Consider the following 20,923-nt stretch of genomic DNA (forward strand, 5'->3'; position numbering starts at 1 on the left):
CACGCTCGCACGGCGGCGAGGGCGGCCGGTCCGGTCCCGACCGGCGTCGACGCGCTTCGCCACGCGCGCCGCCGAAGTCCGGGGCCGCAGGTCGCGTCGGTGTCAGTCGTCCTCGGCCGCCACGCGCAGCCGCCCGAACTCCTCCGCGAGCGTGGCGGGCGTCCAGTGCGCGTTGAGGCCGCTGGGGTTGGGGAGCGCCCAGATCCGGGTGTCGCCCAGCCGCCGCTCCTGAGGACCGATGCGCGCGCCGCGCTCACCGAAGGCCGTGCGGTACGCGGTGATGCCCGCGATCGCCAGCCAGCGCGGCCGGTGCAGCAGCACCCGGTCGGTCAGCAGCCGGCCGCCCTCCCGCAGCTCCTCGTCGGACAGCTCGTCGGCCCGCGCGGTGGCCCGGGCGGCGACGTTGGTGATCCCCAGCCCGAACTCCAGCAGCCGCCCCTGCTCCGCCGGCGCCAGCCGCGTGGGCGTGAAACCGGAGGCGTGCAACGCGGGCCAGAACCGGTTGCCCGGCCGCGCGAAGTGATGCCCGGTCGCCGCCGACAGCAGCCCCGGGTTGATTCCGCAGAACAGCACACGCAGCCCGCCCGCGATCACATCCGGAACGGTGCGGTCGCGGGCGGCCTGAAGCTCCTCGGGCGTCAGAGGATCGCCCCCGGCGCGTAGGCGGCGGCCCGCGGGTACCGCTCGGCGACCTCCTCGACCCGGCGCACGACGGCCGCGACCTGCTCGGAGGCGGCACCGGTGAACGACAGCCGGTCGGCCATCAGCCCGTCCAGCGCGGCGCGGTCCAGCGGGATCCGCTCGTCCTCGGCCAGCCGGTCCAGCAGCTCGTTGCGCTCCGCGCCCTTCTCCCGCATCGCCAGCGCCGACGCCACCGCGTGCTCCTTGATCGCCTCGTGCGCCACCTCGCGGCCCACCCCGGCGCGCACCGCGCCCATCAGCACCTTGGTGGTCGCCAGGAACGGCAGGTAGCGGTCCAGCTCCCGCGCGATCACCGCGGGGAACGCGCCGAACTCGTCCAGCACCGTCAGGAACGTCTCCAGCAGCCCGTCGAACGCGAAGAACGCGTCCGGCAGCGCCACCCGGCGCACCACCGAGCACGACACGTCGCCCTCGTTCCACTGGTCGCCCGCCAGCTCCCCGGTCATCGACGCGTACCCGCGCAGGATGACCGCGAGGCCGTTGACCCGCTCGCAGGACCGGGTGTTCATCTTGTGCGGCATCGCGGACGAACCGACCTGGCCCGGCTTGAAGCCCTCGGTGACCAGCTCGTGGCCCGCCATCAGCCGCACCGTCTTCGCCACCGACGACGGCGCCGCGGCGAGCTGTACCAGCGTGCTCACCACGTCGTAGTCGAGCGAGCGCGGGTAGACCTGGCCGACCGAGGTGAACGCCCGGGCGAAGCCGAGGTGCTCCGCGATCCGGTGCTCCAGCTCGCCCAGCTTCGCCGCGTCCCCGCCGAGCAGGTCCAGCATGTCCTGAGCCGTGCCGACCGGGCCCTTGATGCCGCGCAGCGGGTAGCGGGCGAGCAGGTTCTCGACCCGCTCGAACGCCACCAGCATCTCGTCCGCGGCGGTCGCGAAGCGCTTGCCGAGCGTGGTGGCCTGCGCCGCCACGTTGTGCGAACGGCCCGCCATCACCAGCTCGGCGTTGTCCGCCGCCAGCTTCGCCAGCCGCGCCAGCACCGCCACCGTGCGGTCCCTGGCCAGCTCCAGCGAGAGCCGGATCTGGAGCTGCTCGACGTTCTCGGTCAGGTCGCGCGAGGTCATCCCCTTGTGGACCTGCTCGTGGCCGGCCAGAGCGTTGAACTCCTCGATGCGAGCCTTCACATCGTGACGGGTGACCTTCTCGCGCTCGGCGATCGAAGCGAGGTCTACCTGCTCCACCACGCGCTCGTAGTCCGCCAGCGCCTGGTCCGGCACCTCGATGCCCAGGTCCTTCTGGGCCCGCAGCACGGCGAGCCACAGACGGCGTTCCAGGATCACCTTCTGCTCGGGGGACCAGATGGTGGCGAGTTCGGCCGAGGCGTAGCGGCCGGCCAGGACGTTCGGGATGCGCGGCTTGGAGGTCACGTCTGCGAAGTCTACTGGGCCCGCGCCGGGCGTCCGCCCAGGCCAGCGCCCCGCTCCCGGCGGCCGGACGGGTTACGGCTCGAGCGGCACCAGCTCGGGTCGCTTGGCCGGCCTGCCGTCGCCTGAGGAACGGCCGGTCAGCCGCCTGCCGATCCACGGAAGCAGATGCTCCCGCGTGAAGCGCAGGTCGGAGCCGCGCCGGGCCACCCAGCCCGGTGGCACGAACGGCGGCAACGGCTCCCGCCACTCCGTCCGCTCCGGCAGCCCTATGGCCTGCCCGACCGCCTCGGCGACCCGCAGGTGGCCCTCGGCGTTCAGGTGCAGCCGGTCCGCCGCCCACATCCGGGGGTCGCCCAGCACCGGGGCGCCGAACAGGTCGACCACCACCGCGCCGTGCCGCTCGGCCAGGGCGTCGATGTGCTCGTACAGCCGCGTCATCCGGGGCAGGAACCGCGTGGCCACCGGGCCCCGTCGCGCCGGGCTGCGCATCAGCACCAGCTGCCGGCAGCTGGGCGCCAGCCGCGTCACCGCCTCCTCGAGCCGCGCGCACACCTCCTCGACGTCGCACTTCGGTCGCAGCACGTCGTTGAGCCCGCCGACCAGCGTGACGAGGTCCGCGCCCATCGCCGCCGCGGCCTCGGTCTGCTCGTCGAGGATCTGCCGGATGAGCTTGCCCCGGACCGCGAGGTTCGCGTACCGGAAGCCGGGCGTGGCGGCGGCCAGGCGGGCGGCGAGCAGGTCGGCCCACCCGCGGTAGCCCCCTTCCGGCAGCTCGTCGGACATGCCCTCGGTGAACGAGTCGCCCACCGCGGCGAAGCTGGTGAAGGCAGTGAATGAGGTGTTTATCGGCATGGCAGGCCGATCCTAGCCGCACCACGCCCACGGCTTCGGGGCCTGCCGCGGCGAGGACGAGCGGAGGCCGGGGTGACCGGCGGAGGGTGGCATGACCGGACGGAGGGTCGGGATGACCGGGCGGCGCGGGCGGGGTGACCGGGCAGCCGTCCCTCCCGGGCCGCACGCCGCGCGTCGGTGGCCGTCGGTCACCAGATCCGGGGTATCAGGCGCGCGGTGGTCGCCGCGTACGACGTGTAGGCCTCGCCCAGCGACTCGGTGAGCATGCGTTCCTCCACTCGTATCCGGTATCCCAGCGCCACCAGCGCGCAGGCCACCAGCAGCAGCCAGGCGGCGACGTTGCCGGACATCAGGGCAAGGGTGAGGCCGCCCAGCAGCATGCCGCTGTACGCGGGGTGCCGGACCCAGCGGTAGGGGCCGGAGCGGACCACCTGGTGGTCGTCCTGGATGTGCACCGTGCCCCGGAAGAAGCGGCCGAGGGCCACAATGGCCCACAACCGCAGGACTATGCCCGCCCAGGCCACCAGCAGGACGGCCAGCCGGACCGCGACCGATCCGGTGGGGTACGACAACCCGGGCACCGCGCGGGCGACCGGCCCGGCCAGCGAGTTGCCGCCGCCTATCAGCACCACGAAGAGCAGCAGACTCGGCCACTCCATCCGTTCCGTGCGACGGCTGCGGGCCAACTGGCGTGCCTGCAGGACGATTTCGGCCGCCACCCAGGCCCACAGCGTCCACGTGATCATCACACCCAGCACGTGCGCCATGACTTCACCTCCCACCCCGTGGGCGCCGACCGCCCGGTCGGCGCCGTCCGATTCGTTCCCGTGGCACGACGATGGCACCTGGTCAGGGGGAGTGGTTCCACCCACGGGTGGAGATGCGGGTGGAGATCACCGGGGACGGAAATCGGGGGCCTCTCCACCCGGAGGCGGAGCGTGAGGTGGCCAACCCGAGGTCGGAGCGTGAGGTGGCCACCCAGGGCCGGGGTGCGACTTGTCCATCCGGGGTCGGAGTACGACTGGTCAGTCCCGGGTGGGTAGGGTGCTTCTCCGCCCGCAGTGGCTGCGGAACGCGGAACGGGCCCCCGACCGGCCCTACCCTTCCTCCTCGCGCAGCCGTGCGATCACCGGGGCCATCGCCTCCATCGAGGGCTCCAACACTGTGTAGTAGGAGAACCCGAACCGCTCTCGATGGGACCGCAGTTGGTCCGCGATGGCCCCCACGCTGCCGTGGAGGAGCATGGGGACCCGGAGCAACTGGTCCTCCGTCAGGTGCGGTGCGTACGGGCGCAGGCCCTCGATCGCCTCGGCGCGGTCGTCGGTCACCACGACCCGTTGGACGAGGACGTTGAGTTCGGGCTGTGGTGCGCGGTCGCCGGCGAAGTCGAGGCAGGCGGCGACCCGTTCGTCGAGGCGGTCCGCGTCCAGCATGCGCAGGCCGCCGTCCGGCGCGCCTTCGACGTGTTCAGCGCCGGCGAACGCGGCGATGTCCGCGTGCCGCGCGGCCATCCGCAGAACTCGGTCACCGTTGCCGCCGAGCAGCAGCGGAGGGTGCGGGTTCTGCTCCGGACGCGGGGTGTGCGCGGGGTCGCCGAGCAGCCGCCGTACCTCCGTCACCGTGCGCTCGAGGTGGTCGACCCGGCTGCCGCGCGTACCGAACGGCAGCCCCGCGTCGTCGAATTCGGAGCGCACGTAACCCGTTCCGAGTCCCAGCTCCAGCCGGCCCGCGGTGAGCCGGTCCGTGGTCGCCACCTCGCGGGCCAGCAGCGCCGGGTTCCAGAAGCCGACGTTGAGGACAAAGGTGCCCACCCTCGGGTGCGTGGTGGCCTGTGCGGCGGCCACGAGTGACGGGAAGGGCGCGGGCCAGCCCAGATGGTCCGGGACCAGCAGCACGTCGTATCCGAGGGACTCGGCGTACTGGCACTTCGCCGCCCACTCCTGCCCGGATGCCGCCTCCAGGAAGTTGACCCCGAACCTGAACCGCCGCGCCATGTGTGTCCCTCCCGGTGCCCATTCGTTGCCCGCCCGACTTCCCGTCCGTCCACCGGTGTCCCCGTGCCGTCCGGCGGAGGAGATCGCACGCCAGGGGCAATTGTCAGTGGCGTGCGATAGACAGGTACCCAGTTGGGGCGTGGACGATCACGCGAGAGCGGGCGAAGTGGCGCGCGTTCGCGTGACCGCGCCCTGGCCGCGGGGACGTGTGACGAGTGGACGCGGGGACGCGCGAACGAGGAGGAAGGCGAGAGGGGGAAGCGCGATGGACATGACGGTGCCTCAGGATGCCCGGGCCCGGCTGGTGGCGAGGTTCGGGCCGTACGCGGAGGAGTGGTGCGACACTTTGCCGGAGCGCCTCGCCCTGCTGGCCGGACGCTGGTCGCTGGTCCTGGGCGAGCAGTCGGGCGGTGGCACGTCCCGTGTCGTGCGCTGCCGCCTCGCGGACGGTGCGGACGCCTACCTCAAGCTGACCCCCGATCCCGACGTCGCCCGGCAGGAGGCGGAGGCGCTGCGGCTGTGGGACGGCGAGGGCCGCACGCCACGCCTGCTCGACGCCGCACCGGCCGAGGGCGCGTTGCTGATAGCGGCGGTTGACGGTGCGGACGGACGCGCCGCACGGACGTTGGCGGAGAGCCTGAGGGAGGGGACGGACGGTGAGTTCGGGCCCGGAGGCCGGGCGGGCGAGCGGCTGGGGGAGGTGGCCGTGCTGCTCGCGTCGTTGCGCGGGCGGGTTCCGGGGCCGGGGACGGCGCTGCCGTCGCTCGCCGAGCGGATCGACTTCCTCTTCGAGTTGACCCGCCGCCGGATCGACGCGGCGACGGCGGTGACGGTGTCGGCGAGGGAGCCAGCGGCGGCGGTGACAGCGACCGAGGCGGCGGCGGTGACGGTGCCCACGGCGGTCGAAAAGGAGGCGCCGACGGAGGCGGATCGCGAGCCGGGCCCGGGCGACCTGGCGGTGACGCCGGAACTGGTCGAGGGATGCCGCCGCGCCGCGCTCGCGCTGGCCCGGTCGGGGCCCGCGTTCCTGGTCCACGGGGACCTGCACCCGGGCAACGTACTCGACCCTGGCGGTGGCGCAGGGCTGGTCGCCATCGACCCGCGGCCGTGCGTCGGTGATCCCGACTTCGACGCCGTGGACTGGGTTCTCACCGGGGTGCGGAGCGAGGCCGCCGTGCACGGCCGAATACGGTGGCTCGCGGAGCTGGTACCGGGGCTCGACGAGGCGCGGGTACGCGGCTGGTGCCGCGCGACCGCGGTGATCATCGCCGGTCCCCGGGCAGCCCGTGGTGCCCGGGATCCGCACACCCGGCTGTTGCTGGGCCTCACCGCCCTTGCCGATGCTAGCGAATGAGCGCTAGCTTGGTGGGCATGGCCAAGACTCAGTTGAACGTGCGGGTCGACGAGACGACCGCGCAGGCGGCCCGGGCCCGTGCCGGCGAGCGCGGGATCAGCGTCAACCGCTACATCGAGGAACTGGTCCGTGAGGACCAGGCGGAGAGCGGCCGGACGTTCGTCGAGGCTGCCGCCGACTTCATGAAGCAGTACGAGTCGGTGTTCGTCGAGGAGTTCGGCACAGAGCGCACCGGGCGCGCCGAGCGCCATCCGAACGCGTTCCCCGAGATGGCGGACCCGGACGCACCGGGTGGTCAGGACACGGCGAGGCGGTCGCGCGGCACCGGCGGGCCGACCGCGGGCGGTACCTCCGCGTGACGTTGCGCATCGACCTCGCCTGGTTGTTGATGATCGCGGAGCACAACATTCCGGGGGATCCCCAGGTCACCGACTGGGGTGCGCTGGTCGCCGCGGTGGCACGCCACGACGCCGAGATCTTCGACACGCCGATCTACCCCGACCCGCGCCTGCGGGCCGCATCGCTGCTCCAACTGCTGGTCCACGTACCGGCGTTGGAACGGTCCAACGCGATGTTCGCCTGCGCGGTCGCCTACGGCTACCTGGTCGCCAGCGGCATGAAGGTCGTCACCTCGCCGGAGCAGGTGCGCGACCTGGCGCGTCTGGTGAAGGGCGGTACGGCGAACCTCGACCGCATCGCGGACGAACTGCGCGCCTGGACCGGCGGTGGCCAGGGGCAGGACCAGGAGGCTTGAGGCCTCCCGTTCCCGTCCCGGCCCCCGCCCGCCGAGGCCGCCGCCAACTGCGCCCGCGCCTACCCCGCCGTTCCGGCCGCCAGGGCGAACGCCTCCGCGTCCCAGCGGCCGCCCAGCGACGGTGCCAGCCAGTCGCCCGCCGCGTGGCGGAAGGCGTCCGGGGGCAGCGTCCCCGCCCCCTGCGGCACCGCGCCCAGCAGTGGCAGGCCGGTGACCGCGGGCAGGTCCGCGACGTTGCAGCGCTCGGCGAGGCCCGGGCGGTCGGGCCAGCTGCCGATCACCATGCCGAGGCAGTCGAGCTCCCGGCGGCGCAGTTCCCGCGCGGTCAGTTCACTGACGTTGAGCGTGCCGAGGCCCGCCGTCGTCACGACGAGCACCGGCGCGCCCATCAGCGCGGCGGCGTCGGCGAGCGTGGCGCCCTCGTCGTCGAGCCGTACCAGCAGCCCGCCGGCGCCCTCGACCAGCACGAGGTCGTGTTCGGCGGCGAGCTTGCCCGCGGCTTCCGCGATCCGTTCCGGCCGGACCGGGGCGAGCCCGGCCCGGCGCGCGGCAGTGCCGGGTGCCAACGGCTCGGGAAAACGGGCGAGTTCGGCCGGGGTCACCGCGCCGGCGAGCCGGGCCACCTCGGCGACGTCGCCCGGCTCCCCGGCGCCGACCCCGGTCTGCGCGGGCTTGAGCACGGCGACGTCACGGCCCGCGCCCAGCGCGGCGGCCGCGACCGCGGCGGTCACCACGGTCTTGCCGATCTCGGTCCCGGTCCCCGTGACGACGATCACCGGCATGTGGTGGCCTCCTGTTCCGTGTTTCCCGTGTTCTCAGCGTTCCCGATTCCGGGGTGCGCGGGCGTGGACCCCGGTCCCTGTGCCGCCGGGGCGGCGACTGTCCCGTCCATCGCTCACGCCCCCTGTGCCGCCGCCAGCACGCCCGCGCAGATCCGCGCCACGTCGTCGTCTCCGGTGACGTAGGGCGGCATCGTGTAGATCAGGTCGCGGAACGGCCGCAGCCACACGCCCGCGTCCACCGCCGCCCTGGTCGCCGCCGCCATGTCCACCTCGTGGTCGAGCTGGACGACGCCGATCGCGCCCAGGACACGGACGTCCCGCACTCCCGCGATCCCCGTGGCCGGGGCCAGGCCCGCGCGCAGTCCGGCCTCGATGCGCCGCACCTCGGCCGCCCAGTCCTGGCCCAGCAGCACGTCGAGCGAGGCGACGGCCACCGAGGCGGCCAGTGGGTTCGCCATGAACGTCGGGCCGTGCGCGAGCACCGGCACCTCGCCCTCGCTGATCCCCTCGGCGACCCGGGAGGTGCACAGCGTCGCCGCCATCGTCAGATAGCCACCGGTCAGCGCCTTGCCCACGCACATCACGTCCGGCGCGACCCCGGCGTGCCCGGCCGCGAACAACTCGCCGGTGCGCCCGAAACCGGTCGCGATCTCGTCGAACACCAGCAGGACGCCGTGCTCGTCGCATGCCTCGCGCAGCACCCGCAGGTAGCCGGGGGAGTGGAAGCGCATCCCGCCCGCGCCCTGCACCACCGGCTCCACGATCACGGCAGCCAACTCGTCGGCGTGCCGTGCGATCAGCTCCCGCAGGTGCGCCTCGTACGCCGGGTCGGGCGCGTCGTCGTACCCGCCGGGCGGGGCGTCGGCGAAGACCTGCTCGGGCAGGGCCCCGGACCACAGGTGGTGCATGCCGCCGTCCGGATCGCACACCGACATCGGCTGCCAGGTGTCACCGTGGTAGCCGCCGCGCCAGGTCAGCAGGCGCCGCTTGGCGGGGCGGCCGGTGGAACGCCAGTACTGCAGGCACATCTTCACCGCGACCTCGACCGAGACCGACCCGGAGTCGGCGAGGAAGACGTGCCGCAGCGGTTCCGGGGTGATCTCGACCAGACGGGTGGCGAGCCGGACGGCGGGCTCGTGGGTGAGCCCGCCGAACATCACATGGCTCATCCGTTCCAGCTGGCCGTGGGCCGCCTCGTTGAGCACCGGGTGGTTGTAGCCGTGGATAGCCGACCACCACGAGGACATGCCGTCGACCAGCTCCGTGCGGTTCCCGTCCGGACCCACGACGCGCAGCCGCACGCCGCTCGCCGACTCCACCAGCAGCGGTTCCGACCGGCCGGGCATGGGCCCGTACGGATGCCACACGTGCTCCTGGTCGAGCTTGAGCAGATCGGCCGGGTCGTACGACTCAGGCATTGGGCGCGAGGTCCGTCCCGGCGCCGCGGCGGCGCACGGCCACGAGGTCGGGCCGCCCGGTGGGAGCCCCCTCGGCGGCGACGGCTGCGGGCGCGGCACCCTCACCGGCGGAAGCCGCGACCTGTTCCTGGTCACCGCACGTCCCGCAACCGCCGCCGTGCGAGCCGCCGTTCTCCGCATGCGAGCCGCAGACGTCGCCGTGCGAACCGCCGTCCTCGGCGTGCGAGCCGCAACCGCCGCTCGCGTGCGCACCGCAACCACCGCCGTCCTGCGCCCCGTTCACCCGGTGCTCGGGCAGGGTCGTGGTGCCCGCGCCCTCCACCTCGAAGCCGGCGTCCGCGATCATCTCCAGGTCGGCCTTGCCCGCCTGGCCCTCACTGGTCAGGTAGTCGCCCAGGAAGATCGAGTTGACCAGGTGGAGCGCCAGCGGCTGAAGGGTGCGCAGGTGGATCTCCCGGCCGCCCGCGAGCCGCACCTCCACGTCCGGACAGACGAACCGGACCATCGCCAGGATCCGCAGGCAGCGCTGCGGGGTGAGGGACCACTTCTCGGCCAGCGGCGTGCCCTCGAACGGGATGAGGAAGTTGACCGGCACCGAGTCCGGGTCCATCTCCCGCAGCGCGAACACCACGTCGACCAGGTCGGCGTCCGACTCGCCCATGCCCGCGATCAGCCCCGAACAGGCCGAGAGCCCGGCCGCCTGTGCCTGCTTGACCGTCTCCACGCGGTCGGAGAAGTCGTGCGTGGAGCAGATGTCGCCGTAGGTCGCCTCGGAGGTGTTGAGGTTGTGGTTGTACGCGTCGGCGCCCGCGGAGCGCAGGCGGTCGGCCTGGCCGTCGGAGAGCAGGCCGAGGCAGGCGCACACCTCGACGCCCTCGTTCTGGTCCTTGATCGCCTCGATGGTCTTCGAGACCCGGTCCACGTCCCGGTCCGTCGGGCCGCGGCCGCTCGCCACCAGGCAGACGCGCTTGGCGCCGCCCGCGACGCCCGCGCCCGCCGCGGCCGCCGCCTCGTCCGGCTTCAGCCAGGTGTACTTGAGGATGTCGGCCTTGGAGCCGAGCCGCTGCGAGCAGTACGAGCAGTCCTCGGGGCACAGCCCGGACTTCAGGTTGACCAGATAGTTGAGCTTCACCCGCCGCCCGAACCACTGGCGGCGCACCGTGCCGGCCGCGGCCACCACGTCGAGCAGTTCGTCGTCGGAGGTGGCCAGTACGGCCAGCGCCTCGTCGCGGGTCGGCAGTTCGCGCCGCAGCCCCTTGTCCACCAGCGTCTTCAGCAGGTCCATGGCGCCGATCTTCGCGCAGTGCACCGGTCCCGGCCAATGGCGGACCGCACAACACCCGGCCGCGAAGGTGTGTGCATCACCACATGACGGGCCGGTGTCACGGGCGGTTAGGTTGCCGGACATGACCCTCGACCCGCGCCCCGGCGACCGATCGACGCCCCGTGCGCCGCGCCCACCCGCCACCGCTCCGCCCGCCACTGCTCCGTCCGCGACCGCTGCGCCCGTCACCGCCCCGGCCGCCCGTGACCCGTTCGGCTGGATCGACGAACGCGCGCGGGCCCGCCGCCGGGCCGGTCTGGTGCGGACCCTGCGCCCGCGCGCGGCCGACGCCGCGCCGCTGGACCTGGCGGGCAACGACTACCTCGGTCTGACCCGGCACCCCGAGGTCACCCGGGCCGCCGCCGACGCCGCCCTGCGCTGGGGCGCGGGCTCGACCGGATCGCGCCTGGTGACCGGCACCACCGCGCTGCATGCCGAACTGGAGGCCGAACTCGCCGCGTTCTGCGGCTTCGAGTCCGCCCTGGTCTTCGCCAGTGGCTACGCGGCCAACCTCGCCGCGGTCACCGCGCTGAGCGCGCCCGGCGGCCTCATCGTCTCCGACGCGGGCAACCACGCGTCGCTGATCGACGGCTGCCGCCTGGCCCGAGCCACCACCGAGGTCGTCGCGCACCGCGATCCCGACACCGTCCGCAAGGCACTCGCCGGCCACGAGGGTCCCGCGCTCGTCGTCACCGACTCGGTGTTCTCTGTGGACGGCGACGCGGCGCCGCTCGCCCGTCTCGCCCCGGTCTGCCGCGCGGCGGGCGCCGCTCTGCTGATCGACGACGCGCACGGGCTCGGGGTGCTCGGCGAGGGAGGCCGGGGAGCGGCCGACGCGGCAGGTCTGGCGGGGGCGCCGGACGTGGTCTGCACGGTGACCCTGTCGAAGGCGCTCGGCAGCCAGGGCGGCGCGGTGCTCGGACCGGCGCGGGTCGTGGAGCACCTGGTCAACGCCGCCCGCACGTTCATCTTCGACACCGGCCTCGCGCCCGCCGCCGCGGCCGGGGCGCTCGCCGCGCTGCGGGTGTTGCGGCGTGAGCCGGAACGTCCGGGCCGGGCACACGGCGTGGCGCGGGAGTTGTACGACAGGCTGACCGGCGCCGGTCTGGACGCGGTCGCCCCGGACGCCTGCGTCCTGTCCGTGCTCGCGCCCGCGCCCGAGGCGGCGCTGCGGTGGGCGGCGGACTGCCGTGACGAGGGGCTCGCGGTGGGCTGCTTCCGGCCGCCGTCGGTGCCGGACGGCATCTCCCGGCTGCGTCTGACCGCCCGCGCCGACCTGACGGGTGAACAGATCGACCGGGCGGTGGAGGTGATCGTCCGTACCGCACCGCGGGGCGCCCGCCGCTGAGCACCGGCAAGCCGTCGAAGGGGCCTGCCGCTGAGCGTGGGCACGCGGTCGGGCAATGAGTGTCGGCACGCGGTCGACCACTGGGCGTCGGGACGCTGTCGAGCACTGGGCGTCGGGCCGCTGTCGAGGGGCGCGAGCCGCTCACCTTCCGTGGGGGGCGCGCGCCGGTCGGGCACTGTGCCCTGTAATGCGCTCTTTCGTCGCAGAGTTCACTGCTTCGAGGGACAGATATGACCATGGCTTGGCGTACCTCACCGTTCGGCGGCAGCATGGATGCCACTCCGGCGGGAACAGCCGACGACGGCTGTGCCGCTGACATATCCGCCGCGGCCGCGCCGCGCGAGGAGATGCCGACCGCCGGAGGACCGGAGCCGGCGGAAAAGGAACAGCCTCGCCATGGCAGACCATCAGGAAGCAGCCGTCACCTTGCCGAGCGATCCCGCCTCGGTGCGCGTCGCCCGCGACTACGTGGCGGGAGTCCTCGGCCAGTGGGGCCTTCCCGAGCGGGCCCCCGTCGCGGACAGCGTGCGGCTGATCGTCTCCGAGCTCGTCACCAACGCCGTGCAGCACACCTTCGGCCGCTCGCCGACGTTCACCGTCGACCTGAGGCTGGAGCGCGGCGAGCGACTGCGCATCGGCGTGACGGACAGCCATCCGCGCTGGCCGCAGCGGCTCCCGGCGGCCGTGCAGCAGGACAACGGGCGCGGCATGGTCATCGTCAGGTCACTGACCGCGGAGTGCGGCGGCCGGATGTCGGTGACGCCCACGGCGGACGGCGGCAAGACGGTGTGGGTCGTGCTGCCGTGGGCCGTCGAGACGGCGGTCGTGGACCGCCCGTGCCGCGAGGCGGCCGCCCGCGCGACGTCGCCCGTGCCGTCACCGGCCACGGCGCGGGGCGTCGGCGTGCTCGGCAGATCCCGCTGACCCCGGCCGCTTCCAGCGTGCACCGGAACGTTTCTTCCGGGTGGGTCCGGAGGCCGGATCTTCCGGGTGGGTCCGGAGTCCGGCCCCAGGACCCGCCCGGTCAGCTGACCCGCCCGTACCAGACGCTGCGGGTCCAGATGTGTTCCAGCCGGACCCGTGCCCCGGTGTGCGGCGCGTGCCAGATCTCGTCGTCGCCCGCGTAGACGCCGACGTGGTAGACGTCGTCGCCGTAGTGGAAGAAGACCAGGTCGCCGGGGGCCCGTGACGAGGCGGGGATGTGCCGGGTCCCGTCGTACTGCTCGGCGGCGGTCCGCGGCAGCCTCCGCCCGGCCTGCCGGAAGGCGTAGAGCGTCAGCCCCGAGCAGTCGAAGCGGTACGGCCCGGTCGCGCCGTACTGGTAGGGGGAGCCCCGCTTGGCCGCCGCGACGTGCAGGGCCTCCATGGCCACGGCCGCCGCGTTCGCGGGCGGCGCCATCCCGGGCGCCAGCAGGCTTCCGGCCAGGGCGGCCGCGGTCAGCACCGCCGTCGTCCCGGTCCGGGAGAGCGCCTTGGCCAGGCATGCGGTGGGTGATATCGGCGCACTCATCGCGCACTCCTTCGTCGACCGCCTGCGAAGGAGTGCCTGTCGGGTTCGGGCAGGCGAAGAATGCCCGGCCGCCGTGGCGGCTTCACCCCAAGGGGTCCTTACGTCCTTCGACGGACCCCGTACCGCTCGGGTCCTCCGCTCCTGCCGGCTGTGGCGTCGACCTGACCTCCGGGCGCCGGCAGGACTCGGCGTTCGCTCGGAGCGCCCCACCCCTTCGGCGGGGGCTTGTCGTCCCAGGGATGATTACGCACAAACCGGAAAAATCTCTAACGCAAAACGCTGTGTTCGTGTCTCTTTGTGATCGGATACGGGGCATCGGCTGTGGTTGGACGCCTGATCACGGCTCGGAGCGCCGCTGCGCCGACCGGGTGACGGCGGCGTGTCGCGCCTGGTCGGCGCGGTCGGATCGCGAGGGCCGCGTGCTCGCGTGAGGCGGGGGAGTTCCGGCGCGACCGGCGCGGACGGAGCGATCACGAACGCGATCACGAACGCGATCACGGCGCAACGCATCGGCGGTGCGTGACGGCGCGCTGGTCGGCGGCCCGGACCGGCGGCCTCGGGCGGCGCGTCGTCACGGATCGTAGGCACCCCCGTCGGACGCTCCGCCCCTCCGCCCCGCCCCTCCGTCACGGACGGTAGGTTCCGGCCTGCTCACGGGACCGAGCGCCACGCGGGCCCGGCTTCCGGCGCCCACTCCCCAAGCCCGACCCCGCCGCCAGCCTCAGCCGTCCTGTGCCCTCAGCCGCCTTGCCCCCGACCGTCTCGCCTCCTCAGCCGCCTTGCCCCCAGCCGTCCCGTCGCCAACCGTTCTGCCCCAACCCGTCCTGCCGTCAGCCGTCCCCCTCGCGCTCCGGCTCCTTCCGGGGGATCGCGGGCAGCGACGTCCTGCGTTCGCCGTCCAGGACGCGCAGCGCCCGCACCAGCGTGTCCCGGTGCACCTCGGCCTCGCCGCGTTCGTGCATCAGGGCCAGCGCGTCTCTGAGCGAGGCGGCCTGGCCCACCAGCGCCTGGGCGGCGCGCAGTGCGGCGTAGGTGTTCGTGGCGCGGGCCGGGTTGGCGCGGCCCAGCAGGTCGGCGATGGCCAGGTAGCTGTCGATGAACTGGCCCTCGGCGCGGGTCAGCGCGGGCATCGGCGGCAGGTCGGGGATCACGTTGCGATCACCGGTCCTCGGATGCTGCCGGGAAGGCCTCGCCGTTCTCGGCGACCCGGTCCACCAGCCCGTAAGCAACGGCCTGTTGGGCGTCGAGTACGGTCGTGTGCTCCAGGTCGGCGTGCACGCGGGAGCGGGGGCGTCCGGTGTACCGGGCGAGCAGTTCCTCGAACCGGTCACGCCTGCGCAGCAGTTCGGCGACGTGCACCTTCAGGTCGGACGCCCGCCCGTGCAACGGCTCGTCGTTCGTGGGCTGTTGGAGGGTGATGCGGGCGCCGGGCAGGACGAGGCGCTTGCCCGGCGTCCCGGCGGCCAGGAGCACGGCCGCCGCGGGGCCCGCCTGACCCAGGCAGACCGTGCGGACGTCGCAGGACAGATGGCGCATCGTGTCGTGGAGCGCGGTCAGGGCGGTGAACGAGCCGCCCGGCGAGTTGACGCACAGCTGGATCTCGCGGTCCGGCGCGTCGCGGTCGAGCCGCAGCAGCTGCGCGATCAGGACGTTCGCCGAGGCGTCGTCGAGGGACCCGCCGAGCATGACCACCCGACGCGCGAGCAGGTGGGCGTAGAGGCCGTCGTCCTGCGGCGGCAGCAGGCCAAGTCCGCTGCGCAGTCCGGGTGGTTCAGCCTGCTCCGGGCCTGCGGGGCCTCCTTGCTCCGGCCCCGCGGGGTCTCCGGTTCGTCCTGGCATGGGCGACACCTCCATGGCCTCGGGCGGGACGCGGTCTCGCACCGGCGAGCGCGCGGCCCTGCGACAGCGGCTCTGTGTAAAAGGCAGCTCTGTAAAAAATGTACAGGACGTACGGTCCGTTATGATGGTGAGCATGGCCCACGAAGTCCCCGTGACACAAGCCCGCGCCGAGCTGGCCGAGCTGATCAACCGCGTCGTCTACGGCGGCGAGCGGGTCGTCGTCACCCGGCACGGCAAGCCGCTCGTCGCCCTGGTCTCCGCCGCCGACCTGCGGCGACTCGAAGAGGACGAACGGGCCGAGGGCGGCCGGATGATCAGTTCCGTCTCCGCCGTGGGACTCGGAGCGTCCGCTCCCGGCGAACGCCCCCGTTTCGGCATCGCCGCCCACCACGCCCCGCACTCCCCGGAGGCCTGAATCCCGCGGTCCGTCACCGGGAAGAGCCTTTCGCACGCCGCGCCGACGGAGGCTTAACGCCCGCGAAACCGACCGGACGCGAGTGCGTAATCACCCTGCAAAAACCTGGGAACCAGCAGGTCAAGCGGGGCTCGGCCGGGCGTACCGTGCATGGTGCAGTCATCCGGACACCCGGTGTGCGCACCCCTCACGCGCCGGCTCCCGACGCCCGACCGTGGCGGGCGGGCCGTGGCCGATGACCCATGGCCCGCGAGCGGCACCGGGCAGGACCGAGCAGGGACGACGTGAGGTGGTACGCGTGCGACTGACCCCGCATGAACAGGAGCGTCTGCTGATCCACGTGGCGGCGGACGTGGCGCGCAGACGTCTCGACCGCGGTGTACGGCTCAACCACCCCGAGGCGGTCGCGCTCATCACCACGCACGTCCTCGAAGGCGCCCGGGACGGCCGTACCGTCGCGGAGTTGATGTCCTCCGGCCGCAAGGTGCTCACCCGTGACGAGGTCATGGAGGGCATCCCGGAGATGCTGTCCGACGTCCAGGTGGAGGCGACCTTCCCGGACGGCACCAAGCTGGTCACCGTCCACGACCCGATCGGCTGAACCGGCGATGATTCCGGGAGAGATCCTCCACGCCGACGAGCCGGTGGTCCTCAACGAAGGACGTCCCGTCGTCAGGCTCACGGTGCTCAACGCCGCGGACCGGCCGGTGCAGGTCGGCTCGCACTACCACTTCGCCGAGGCCAACCCGGGGCTGGAGTTCGACCGGGAGGCCGCCCGGGGCCTGCGGCTGTCGGTCGCCGCCGGCACCGCCGTGCGGTTCGAACCGGGGCTGCCGGTCGAGGTCGAGCTCGTGCCGATAGCGGGCGAGCGCGTGGTCGCCGGACTGCGTGGCGAGACCTGCGGGCCCCTCGACACCTGAACCAGGCCACCGCCTCGACACCTGAACCAGGGCACCGCCGCACCGCCCTCGCACCCACCATCCCCCAACACGGCCGCCGTACAAGGGAACTGACGATGGCTCAACTCACCCGTGCCGCCTACGCGGACCTCTACGGGCCGACCACCGGCGACCGCGTCCGGCTGGCCGACACCGACCTGCTGATCGAGATCGAACGCGACCTGTCCGGCGGTCCCGGACGGGCGGGCGACGAGGCGGTGTTCGGCGGCGGCAAGGTGATCCGCGAGTCGATGGGCCAGTCCCGGGTGACCCGGGCCCAGGGCGCCCCGGACACCGTGATCACCGGCGCGGTCGTCCTGGACCACTGGGGTGTGGTCAAGGCGGACGTCGGCATCAGGGACGGACGGATCGCCGCCATCGGCAAGGCGGGCAACCCCGAGACGATGGACGGCGTGCACCCCTGGCTGGTGATCGGCCCGGAGACCGAGATCATCGCGGGAGGCGGCCTCATCCTCACCGCGGGCGCGGTCGACGCCCATGTCCACTTCATCTGCCCGCAGTTGGTGGACGAGGCACTGGCGTCCGGGGTCACCACACTCGTCGGCGGCGGCACCGGACCGGCCGAGGGAAGCAAGGCGACCACCGTCACCCCGGGCGCATGGCACCTCGCCCGCACCTTCGAGGCGCTGGAGTCCTCACCGGTCAACGTCGGGCTGCTCGGCAAGGGCAACACCGTCAGCGTCGACTCGATGTACGACCAACTCCTCGCCGGAGTCGTGGGGTTCAAGATCCACGAGGACTGGGGAGCCACCCCTGCGGCCATCGACGCCTGCCTCACGGTGTGCGCCGCGACCGGCGCGCAGGTGGCGATCCACACCGACACGCTCAACGAGGCGGGCTTCGTCGAGGACACCCTCGCGGCCATCGCCGGACGCGGCATCCACGCGTACCACACCGAGGGCGCCGGCGGCGGGCACGCGCCCGACATCATCACCGTGGTGTCCGAGCCCAACGTGCTGCCCTCGTCGACCAATCCCACCCGCCCGCACACCGCCAACACCATCGACGAACACCTCGACATGCTGATGGTCTGCCACCACCTCAACCCCGCCGTGCCGGAGGACCTCGCGTTCGCCGAGTCCAGGATCCGCCCCTCGACCATCGCGGCCGAGGACGTGCTGCACGACCTCGGCGCCATCTCGATCATCTCCTCCGACTCCCAGGCCATGGGCCGGATCGGAGAGGTGGTGCTGCGCACCTGGCAGACCGCGCATGTGATGAAGCGACGCCGCGGCGCGCTGCCGGGCGACGGCCGCGCCGACAACCACCGGGCCCGGCGCTACGTCGCCAAGTACACCATCAACCCCGCGATCGCCCAGGGCATGGACGCGGAGGTGGGATCGGTGGAGGACGGCAAGCTCGCCGACCTCGTGCTGTGGGAACCGGCGTTCTTCGGCGTCAAACCCCACCTCGTCATCAAGGGTGGACAGGTGGCGTACGCGCAGGTCGGCGACGCCAACGCCTCCATCCCGACGCCCCAACCCGTCCTTCCCCGGCCGATGTTCGGCGCCACGGGACGCGCGCCCGCCGCCAACTCGCTCAACTTCGTCACCCCGACCGCGCTGGACGACGGGCTCGCCGAACGGCTGGGCCTGGGAAAGCGGTTCGCGGCCATCCGCGACACCCGACCGGTCACCAAGGCCGACCTGCGGGAGAACGACGCCATGCCCAGGGTGGAGGTCGACCCCGACACCTTCACGGTACGGATCGACGGCGAGGCGGTGGAACCCGATCCCGCCACCGAACTGCCCATGGCACAGCGCTACTTCCTCTTCTGACGGCGCTCTCGTGATGACGACCACAGTGAGCTGGTGATGACGACCACAGCGGGCGCTTCCGCCGCACTCCTGGTCCTCGCCGACGGCCGTTTCCCGGCCGGGGGCCACGCCCACTCCGGCGGCGTGGAGGCCGCGGTGCGCGCCGGACGGCTCGACGACGCCGCCGCCCTGGAGCGGTTCTGCCGGGGCCGCCTGCACACCTGCGGGCTGGTCGCCGCCGGACTGGCCGCCGCCGCTGCCACCGGTCACGACCCGCTGGCGCTCGACGAGGCGGCCGACGCCCGTACGCCGTCACCGGCCCTGCGCGCCACCGCCCGGAAGCTGGGGCGGCAGATGATGCGCGCGGCCCGGGCCGCCTGGCCCTCGGCGGCCCTGGACGACCTGGCCGCCGCCCGGCCGCGCGGCGCCCACCAGCCCGTCGTGCTCGGCGTGGCAGCCGCCTCTGCGGGGCTCGGCCCACCGGACGCCGCACGGGCCGCCGCCCACGAGTCGGTGAGCGGACCCGCGACGGCGGCGGTGCGGCTGCTCGGCCTGGACCCGTTCGAGGCGACGGCGGTGCTGGCGCGGCTGGCCCCCGAGGTCGACGCGGTGACCGCGCACGCCCTCCGTCGCGCCGAACGGGTCGCGGCGGAGGGGACCGACGCGCTCCCGGCGGCCTCGGCACCGTTGCTCGACATCCTCGCCGAACACCACGCCGCCTGGCCCGTACGGCTCTTCGCGTCGTGATCCCGGGACGGCCGCACCGTCGCGACCGTCCCGCCAGGGGCCGCACCGTGCCGGATGCCCCCCCGAGCCCCCATCCGCAAGCCACCGATCGGAGTCACCGTGCACCTCGACCACCCCGAGACCTACCCCCAGCGCCACGCCCCCGCCCTGAGTGCGCCGGACCCGCGCCCCGACGGGCGCCGCCGCGCCCTGCGCGTCGGGTTCGGCGGGCCGGTCGGATCGGGCAAGACGGCGACCGTCGCCGCGCTGTGCAGGCTGCTGCGCGACGAGTTGTCCATCGGCGTCGTCACCAACGACATCTACACCCGTGAGGACGCCGAGTTCCTGCTGCGTCACGCCGTCCTGCCGCCCGAGCGGATCAGTGCCGTGGAGACCGGAGCCTGCCCGCACACCGCCATCCGCGACGACATCTCCGCCAACCTGGAGGCGATCGAGGACCTGGAGGAGGCGGTCGGGCCGCTCGACCTGGTGCTCGTGGAGTCCGGCGGCGACAACCTCACCGCGACCTTCTCCAGGGGGCTGGTGGACGCGCAGGCGTTCGTGATCGACGTGGCGGGCGGCGACAAGATCCCGCGCAAGGGCGGTCCCGGCGTCTCCACCGCCGACCTGCTGGTGGTCAACAAGACCGACCTCGCGCCGCTGGTCGGCGCCGACCTGGAGGTGATGGCCCGCGACGCCAAGGCGCAACGCGGCGACCTCCCGGTCGTCTTCACCTCGCTGGCCCAGGCCGACGGGATCGCGCCGGTGGCCACCTGGGTCAGGACCCGGCTCGCCGCCTGGACCGCGGCGGCGTGACGCCTCCCGTGCCCACGACCACCCCGGAGGCCGCCTCCGCCCCGGACGCCGCACGCACCGCGCTCGGCGCCTGCGCCCCGGACGCCTCCCCGGCCGTGCGCCGCGCCGCCGTCCCGTCCAGCGGCGTCCACGCCGGTGCCCGCGTCGTCGCCGCCCCCGACGGCCGGGGCGGCACCGCGCTGCCCGTGCTGGACGGAGCCGGCCCCTTCGCCCTGCGCCGCACGCGATCGCATGGGCCCTGGGCGCACGTCACCGTGGTCGGGGCGATGGCCGCGCCCCTCGGCGGGGACCGGCTGACGCTGTCCGCCGAGGTCCTCGCGGGCGCGAGGCTCCGCGTCGGAGCGGCCGCCGCCACCGTCTCGCTGCCCGGCCGCGACGGTGCCCCCGCGACGTACGACATCGACCTGAGCTTGGGCGAGGGCGCCGAACTGCACTGGCTGCCCGAGCCGTTGATCGTCGTGGCCGGAAGCGATCTGACCGTGACCACGCGCGTCACCCTCGCCGCCGGGGCACGGCTGGTGTTCCGGGAGGAACAGGTGCTCGGCCGGGCGGGGGAGCGGACCGGGCGGCTGGTGAACAGGCTGACGGTACGGCGGGCCGGACGACCGCTGCTCGACCAGGAACTCGCGTTCGGCCCGGGGGAACCGGGATGGTCGGGCCCCGCGGTCCTCGGCGGGTACCGCGCGACCGGCCAACTACTCACGGTGAGCCCCGAGTTCGGTGAACAGGCGCCCGACGTACGCCTCCTGACGGAGGATCCGGCGCGGGGCGAGGCGGTGCTGACCCCGCTCGCGGGCCCCGCCACGCTGGTGACGGCCCTGGCGCACGACGGCCTGACGGTACGTCGGCTGCTGGACCGGGGCGGCGCGGCGGCCGCCGTGACCGGCCCGGCGCAACCGGTCAGCCGATCGGACGCTGCCGGATCGTCGTAGGGCGAACGCCTGGCCAAGCTTACGAAATGATGAAGAAACCTCTGTACGGGCTGTGCGAATCCTGTGCGATG

General features: G+C 73.6%; 23 protein-coding genes and 1 riboswitch. Of the genes, 12 read left to right on the forward strand and 11 right to left on the reverse strand.

The window, feature by feature from the left end; all coding sequences use genetic code 11:
* Nucleotides 1-102: 102 nt before the first annotated feature.
* The 5 genes from mug to K7472_RS00165 all read right to left on the reverse strand — a co-directional run bounded on the left by mug (nucleotide 103) and on the right by K7472_RS00165 (nucleotide 4,918).
* Nucleotides 103-642 (reverse strand): G/U mismatch-specific DNA glycosylase, encoded by a 540-nt coding sequence (mug, locus tag K7472_RS00145; RefSeq protein WP_222973492.1) that lies wholly within the window; start codon nucleotides 640-642, stop codon nucleotides 103-105.
* Nucleotides 639-2,072 (reverse strand): adenylosuccinate lyase, encoded by a 1,434-nt coding sequence (purB, locus tag K7472_RS00150; RefSeq protein WP_222972775.1) that lies wholly within the window; start codon nucleotides 2,070-2,072, stop codon nucleotides 639-641. Before purB ends, mug begins: the two co-directional genes overlap by 4 nt.
* A 72-nt stretch (nucleotides 2,073-2,144) precedes the next feature.
* The gene (locus K7472_RS00155; protein WP_222972776.1) at nucleotides 2,145-2,924 is read right to left on the reverse strand and encodes an SGNH/GDSL hydrolase family protein; all 780 of its coding nucleotides are present in this window, start codon (nucleotides 2,922-2,924) and stop codon (nucleotides 2,145-2,147) included.
* 188 nt (nucleotides 2,925-3,112) lie between these two features.
* Complete coding sequence (locus K7472_RS00160) at nucleotides 3,113-3,691, reverse strand: methyltransferase family protein (protein WP_222972777.1); 579 nt, start codon at nucleotides 3,689-3,691, stop codon at nucleotides 3,113-3,115.
* Between the two features lie 330 nt (nucleotides 3,692-4,021).
* Nucleotides 4,022-4,918: an LLM class F420-dependent oxidoreductase gene (locus K7472_RS00165; RefSeq protein WP_222972778.1), complete on the reverse strand. Its 897-nt coding sequence runs from the start codon at nucleotides 4,916-4,918 to the stop codon at nucleotides 4,022-4,024.
* A 271-nt stretch (nucleotides 4,919-5,189) separates the two neighbouring features.
* Here K7472_RS00165 and K7472_RS00170 point away from each other — a divergent pair, with 271 nt between their 5' ends.
* From K7472_RS00170 to K7472_RS00180, 3 genes are read left to right on the forward strand one after another with little or no spacing between them, the layout of a single operon-like run.
* Nucleotides 5,190-6,272, forward strand: a complete 1,083-nt coding sequence (locus tag K7472_RS00170; protein WP_222972780.1) for an aminoglycoside phosphotransferase family protein — start codon at nucleotides 5,190-5,192, stop codon at nucleotides 6,270-6,272.
* Nucleotides 6,273-6,289: 17 nt separating this feature from the next.
* On the forward strand, nucleotides 6,290-6,631 hold the full coding sequence (locus K7472_RS00175) for a hypothetical protein (RefSeq protein WP_222972783.1): 342 nt from the start codon (nucleotides 6,290-6,292) through the stop codon (nucleotides 6,629-6,631).
* Nucleotides 6,628-7,026 carry a fic family toxin-antitoxin system, toxin component gene (locus K7472_RS00180; RefSeq protein ID WP_222972786.1) on the forward strand — a complete coding sequence of 133 codons (399 nt, stop codon included), beginning with the start codon at nucleotides 6,628-6,630 and terminating at the stop codon, nucleotides 7,024-7,026. The genes K7472_RS00175 and K7472_RS00180 overlap by 4 nt, the downstream gene beginning before the upstream one ends.
* Nucleotides 7,027-7,085: 59 nt before the next feature.
* Here the strand turns inward: K7472_RS00180 and bioD are convergent, their stop codons facing one another.
* The 3 genes from bioD to bioB all read right to left on the reverse strand — a co-directional run bounded on the left by bioD (nucleotide 7,086) and on the right by bioB (nucleotide 10,511).
* Nucleotides 7,086-7,808, reverse strand: coding sequence for a dethiobiotin synthase (gene bioD / locus K7472_RS00185; protein WP_222972787.1), 723 nt, complete (start codon nucleotides 7,806-7,808; stop codon nucleotides 7,086-7,088).
* Nucleotides 7,809-7,921: 113 nt separating this feature from the next.
* Complete coding sequence (locus tag K7472_RS00190) at nucleotides 7,922-9,226, reverse strand: adenosylmethionine--8-amino-7-oxononanoate transaminase (protein ID WP_222972788.1); 1,305 nt, start codon at nucleotides 9,224-9,226, stop codon at nucleotides 7,922-7,924.
* Nucleotides 9,219-10,511, reverse strand: coding sequence for a biotin synthase BioB (bioB, locus tag K7472_RS00195; RefSeq protein ID WP_222972789.1), 1,293 nt, complete (start codon nucleotides 10,509-10,511; stop codon nucleotides 9,219-9,221). The genes K7472_RS00190 and bioB overlap by 8 nt, the downstream gene beginning before the upstream one ends.
* Before the next feature lie 121 nt (nucleotides 10,512-10,632).
* On the opposite strand from bioB, the gene K7472_RS00200 reads away from it, so the two are divergent.
* A complete protein-coding gene (locus K7472_RS00200; protein ID WP_222972790.1) occupies nucleotides 10,633-11,898 on the forward strand; it encodes an 8-amino-7-oxononanoate synthase in 1,266 nt (421 codons plus the stop codon).
* A 396-nt stretch (nucleotides 11,899-12,294) separates the two neighbouring features.
* Nucleotides 12,295-12,822 (forward strand): ATP-binding protein, encoded by a 528-nt coding sequence (locus K7472_RS00205; protein WP_222972791.1) that lies wholly within the window; start codon nucleotides 12,295-12,297, stop codon nucleotides 12,820-12,822.
* Between the two features lie 100 nt (nucleotides 12,823-12,922).
* On the opposite strand, the gene K7472_RS00210 is transcribed toward K7472_RS00205, so the two are convergent.
* The 3 genes from K7472_RS00210 to K7472_RS00220 all read right to left on the reverse strand — a co-directional run bounded on the left by K7472_RS00210 (nucleotide 12,923) and on the right by K7472_RS00220 (nucleotide 15,247).
* Entirely contained in the window at nucleotides 12,923-13,408 is a 486-nt protein-coding gene (locus K7472_RS00210) for a C40 family peptidase (protein WP_222972792.1), read from the reverse strand.
* A 4-nt stretch (nucleotides 13,409-13,412) separates the two neighbouring features.
* Nucleotides 13,413-13,574, reverse strand: a riboswitch (cyclic di-AMP (ydaO/yuaA leader).
* A gap of 664 nt (nucleotides 13,575-14,238) precedes the next feature.
* On the reverse strand, nucleotides 14,239-14,559 hold the full coding sequence (locus tag K7472_RS00215; RefSeq protein WP_222972793.1) for a hypothetical protein: 321 nt from the start codon (nucleotides 14,557-14,559) through the stop codon (nucleotides 14,239-14,241).
* A gap of 7 nt (nucleotides 14,560-14,566) precedes the next feature.
* Nucleotides 14,567-15,247, reverse strand: a complete 681-nt coding sequence (locus tag K7472_RS00220) for an ATP-dependent Clp protease proteolytic subunit (RefSeq protein WP_222972794.1) — start codon at nucleotides 15,245-15,247, stop codon at nucleotides 14,567-14,569.
* Between the two features lie 133 nt (nucleotides 15,248-15,380).
* Here K7472_RS00220 and K7472_RS00225 point away from each other — a divergent pair, with 133 nt between their 5' ends.
* From K7472_RS00225 to K7472_RS00255, 7 genes are all read left to right on the forward strand, one after another.
* On the forward strand, nucleotides 15,381-15,662 hold the full coding sequence (locus tag K7472_RS00225) for a type II toxin-antitoxin system Phd/YefM family antitoxin (protein ID WP_222972795.1): 282 nt from the start codon (nucleotides 15,381-15,383) through the stop codon (nucleotides 15,660-15,662).
* A gap of 298 nt (nucleotides 15,663-15,960) precedes the next feature.
* On the forward strand, nucleotides 15,961-16,263 hold the full coding sequence (locus K7472_RS00230; RefSeq protein WP_222972797.1) for an urease subunit gamma: 303 nt from the start codon (nucleotides 15,961-15,963) through the stop codon (nucleotides 16,261-16,263).
* 7 nt (nucleotides 16,264-16,270) lie between these two features.
* Nucleotides 16,271-16,582, forward strand: a complete 312-nt coding sequence (locus tag K7472_RS00235) for an urease subunit beta (protein WP_222972800.1) — start codon at nucleotides 16,271-16,273, stop codon at nucleotides 16,580-16,582.
* 95 nt (nucleotides 16,583-16,677) lie between these two features.
* Nucleotides 16,678-18,399 (forward strand): urease subunit alpha, encoded by a 1,722-nt coding sequence (locus tag K7472_RS00240; protein ID WP_222972802.1) that lies wholly within the window; start codon nucleotides 16,678-16,680, stop codon nucleotides 18,397-18,399.
* Between the two features lie 36 nt (nucleotides 18,400-18,435).
* A complete protein-coding gene (locus tag K7472_RS00245) occupies nucleotides 18,436-19,125 on the forward strand; it encodes an urease accessory protein UreF (RefSeq protein ID WP_222972805.1) in 690 nt (229 codons plus the stop codon).
* Nucleotides 19,126-19,224: 99 nt separating this feature from the next.
* Nucleotides 19,225-19,920, forward strand: a complete 696-nt coding sequence (gene ureG / locus K7472_RS00250; RefSeq protein ID WP_222973493.1) for an urease accessory protein UreG — start codon at nucleotides 19,225-19,227, stop codon at nucleotides 19,918-19,920.
* 8 nt (nucleotides 19,921-19,928) lie between these two features.
* On the forward strand, nucleotides 19,929-20,852 hold the full coding sequence (locus tag K7472_RS00255; RefSeq protein ID WP_222972808.1) for an urease accessory protein UreD: 924 nt from the start codon (nucleotides 19,929-19,931) through the stop codon (nucleotides 20,850-20,852).
* Nucleotides 20,853-20,923 lie beyond the last annotated feature (71 nt).

Source organism: Streptantibioticus parmotrematis (assembly GCF_019890615.1).
Taxonomy (GTDB): Bacteria; Actinomycetota; Actinomycetes; order Streptomycetales; family Streptomycetaceae; genus Streptantibioticus_D; species Streptantibioticus_D parmotrematis.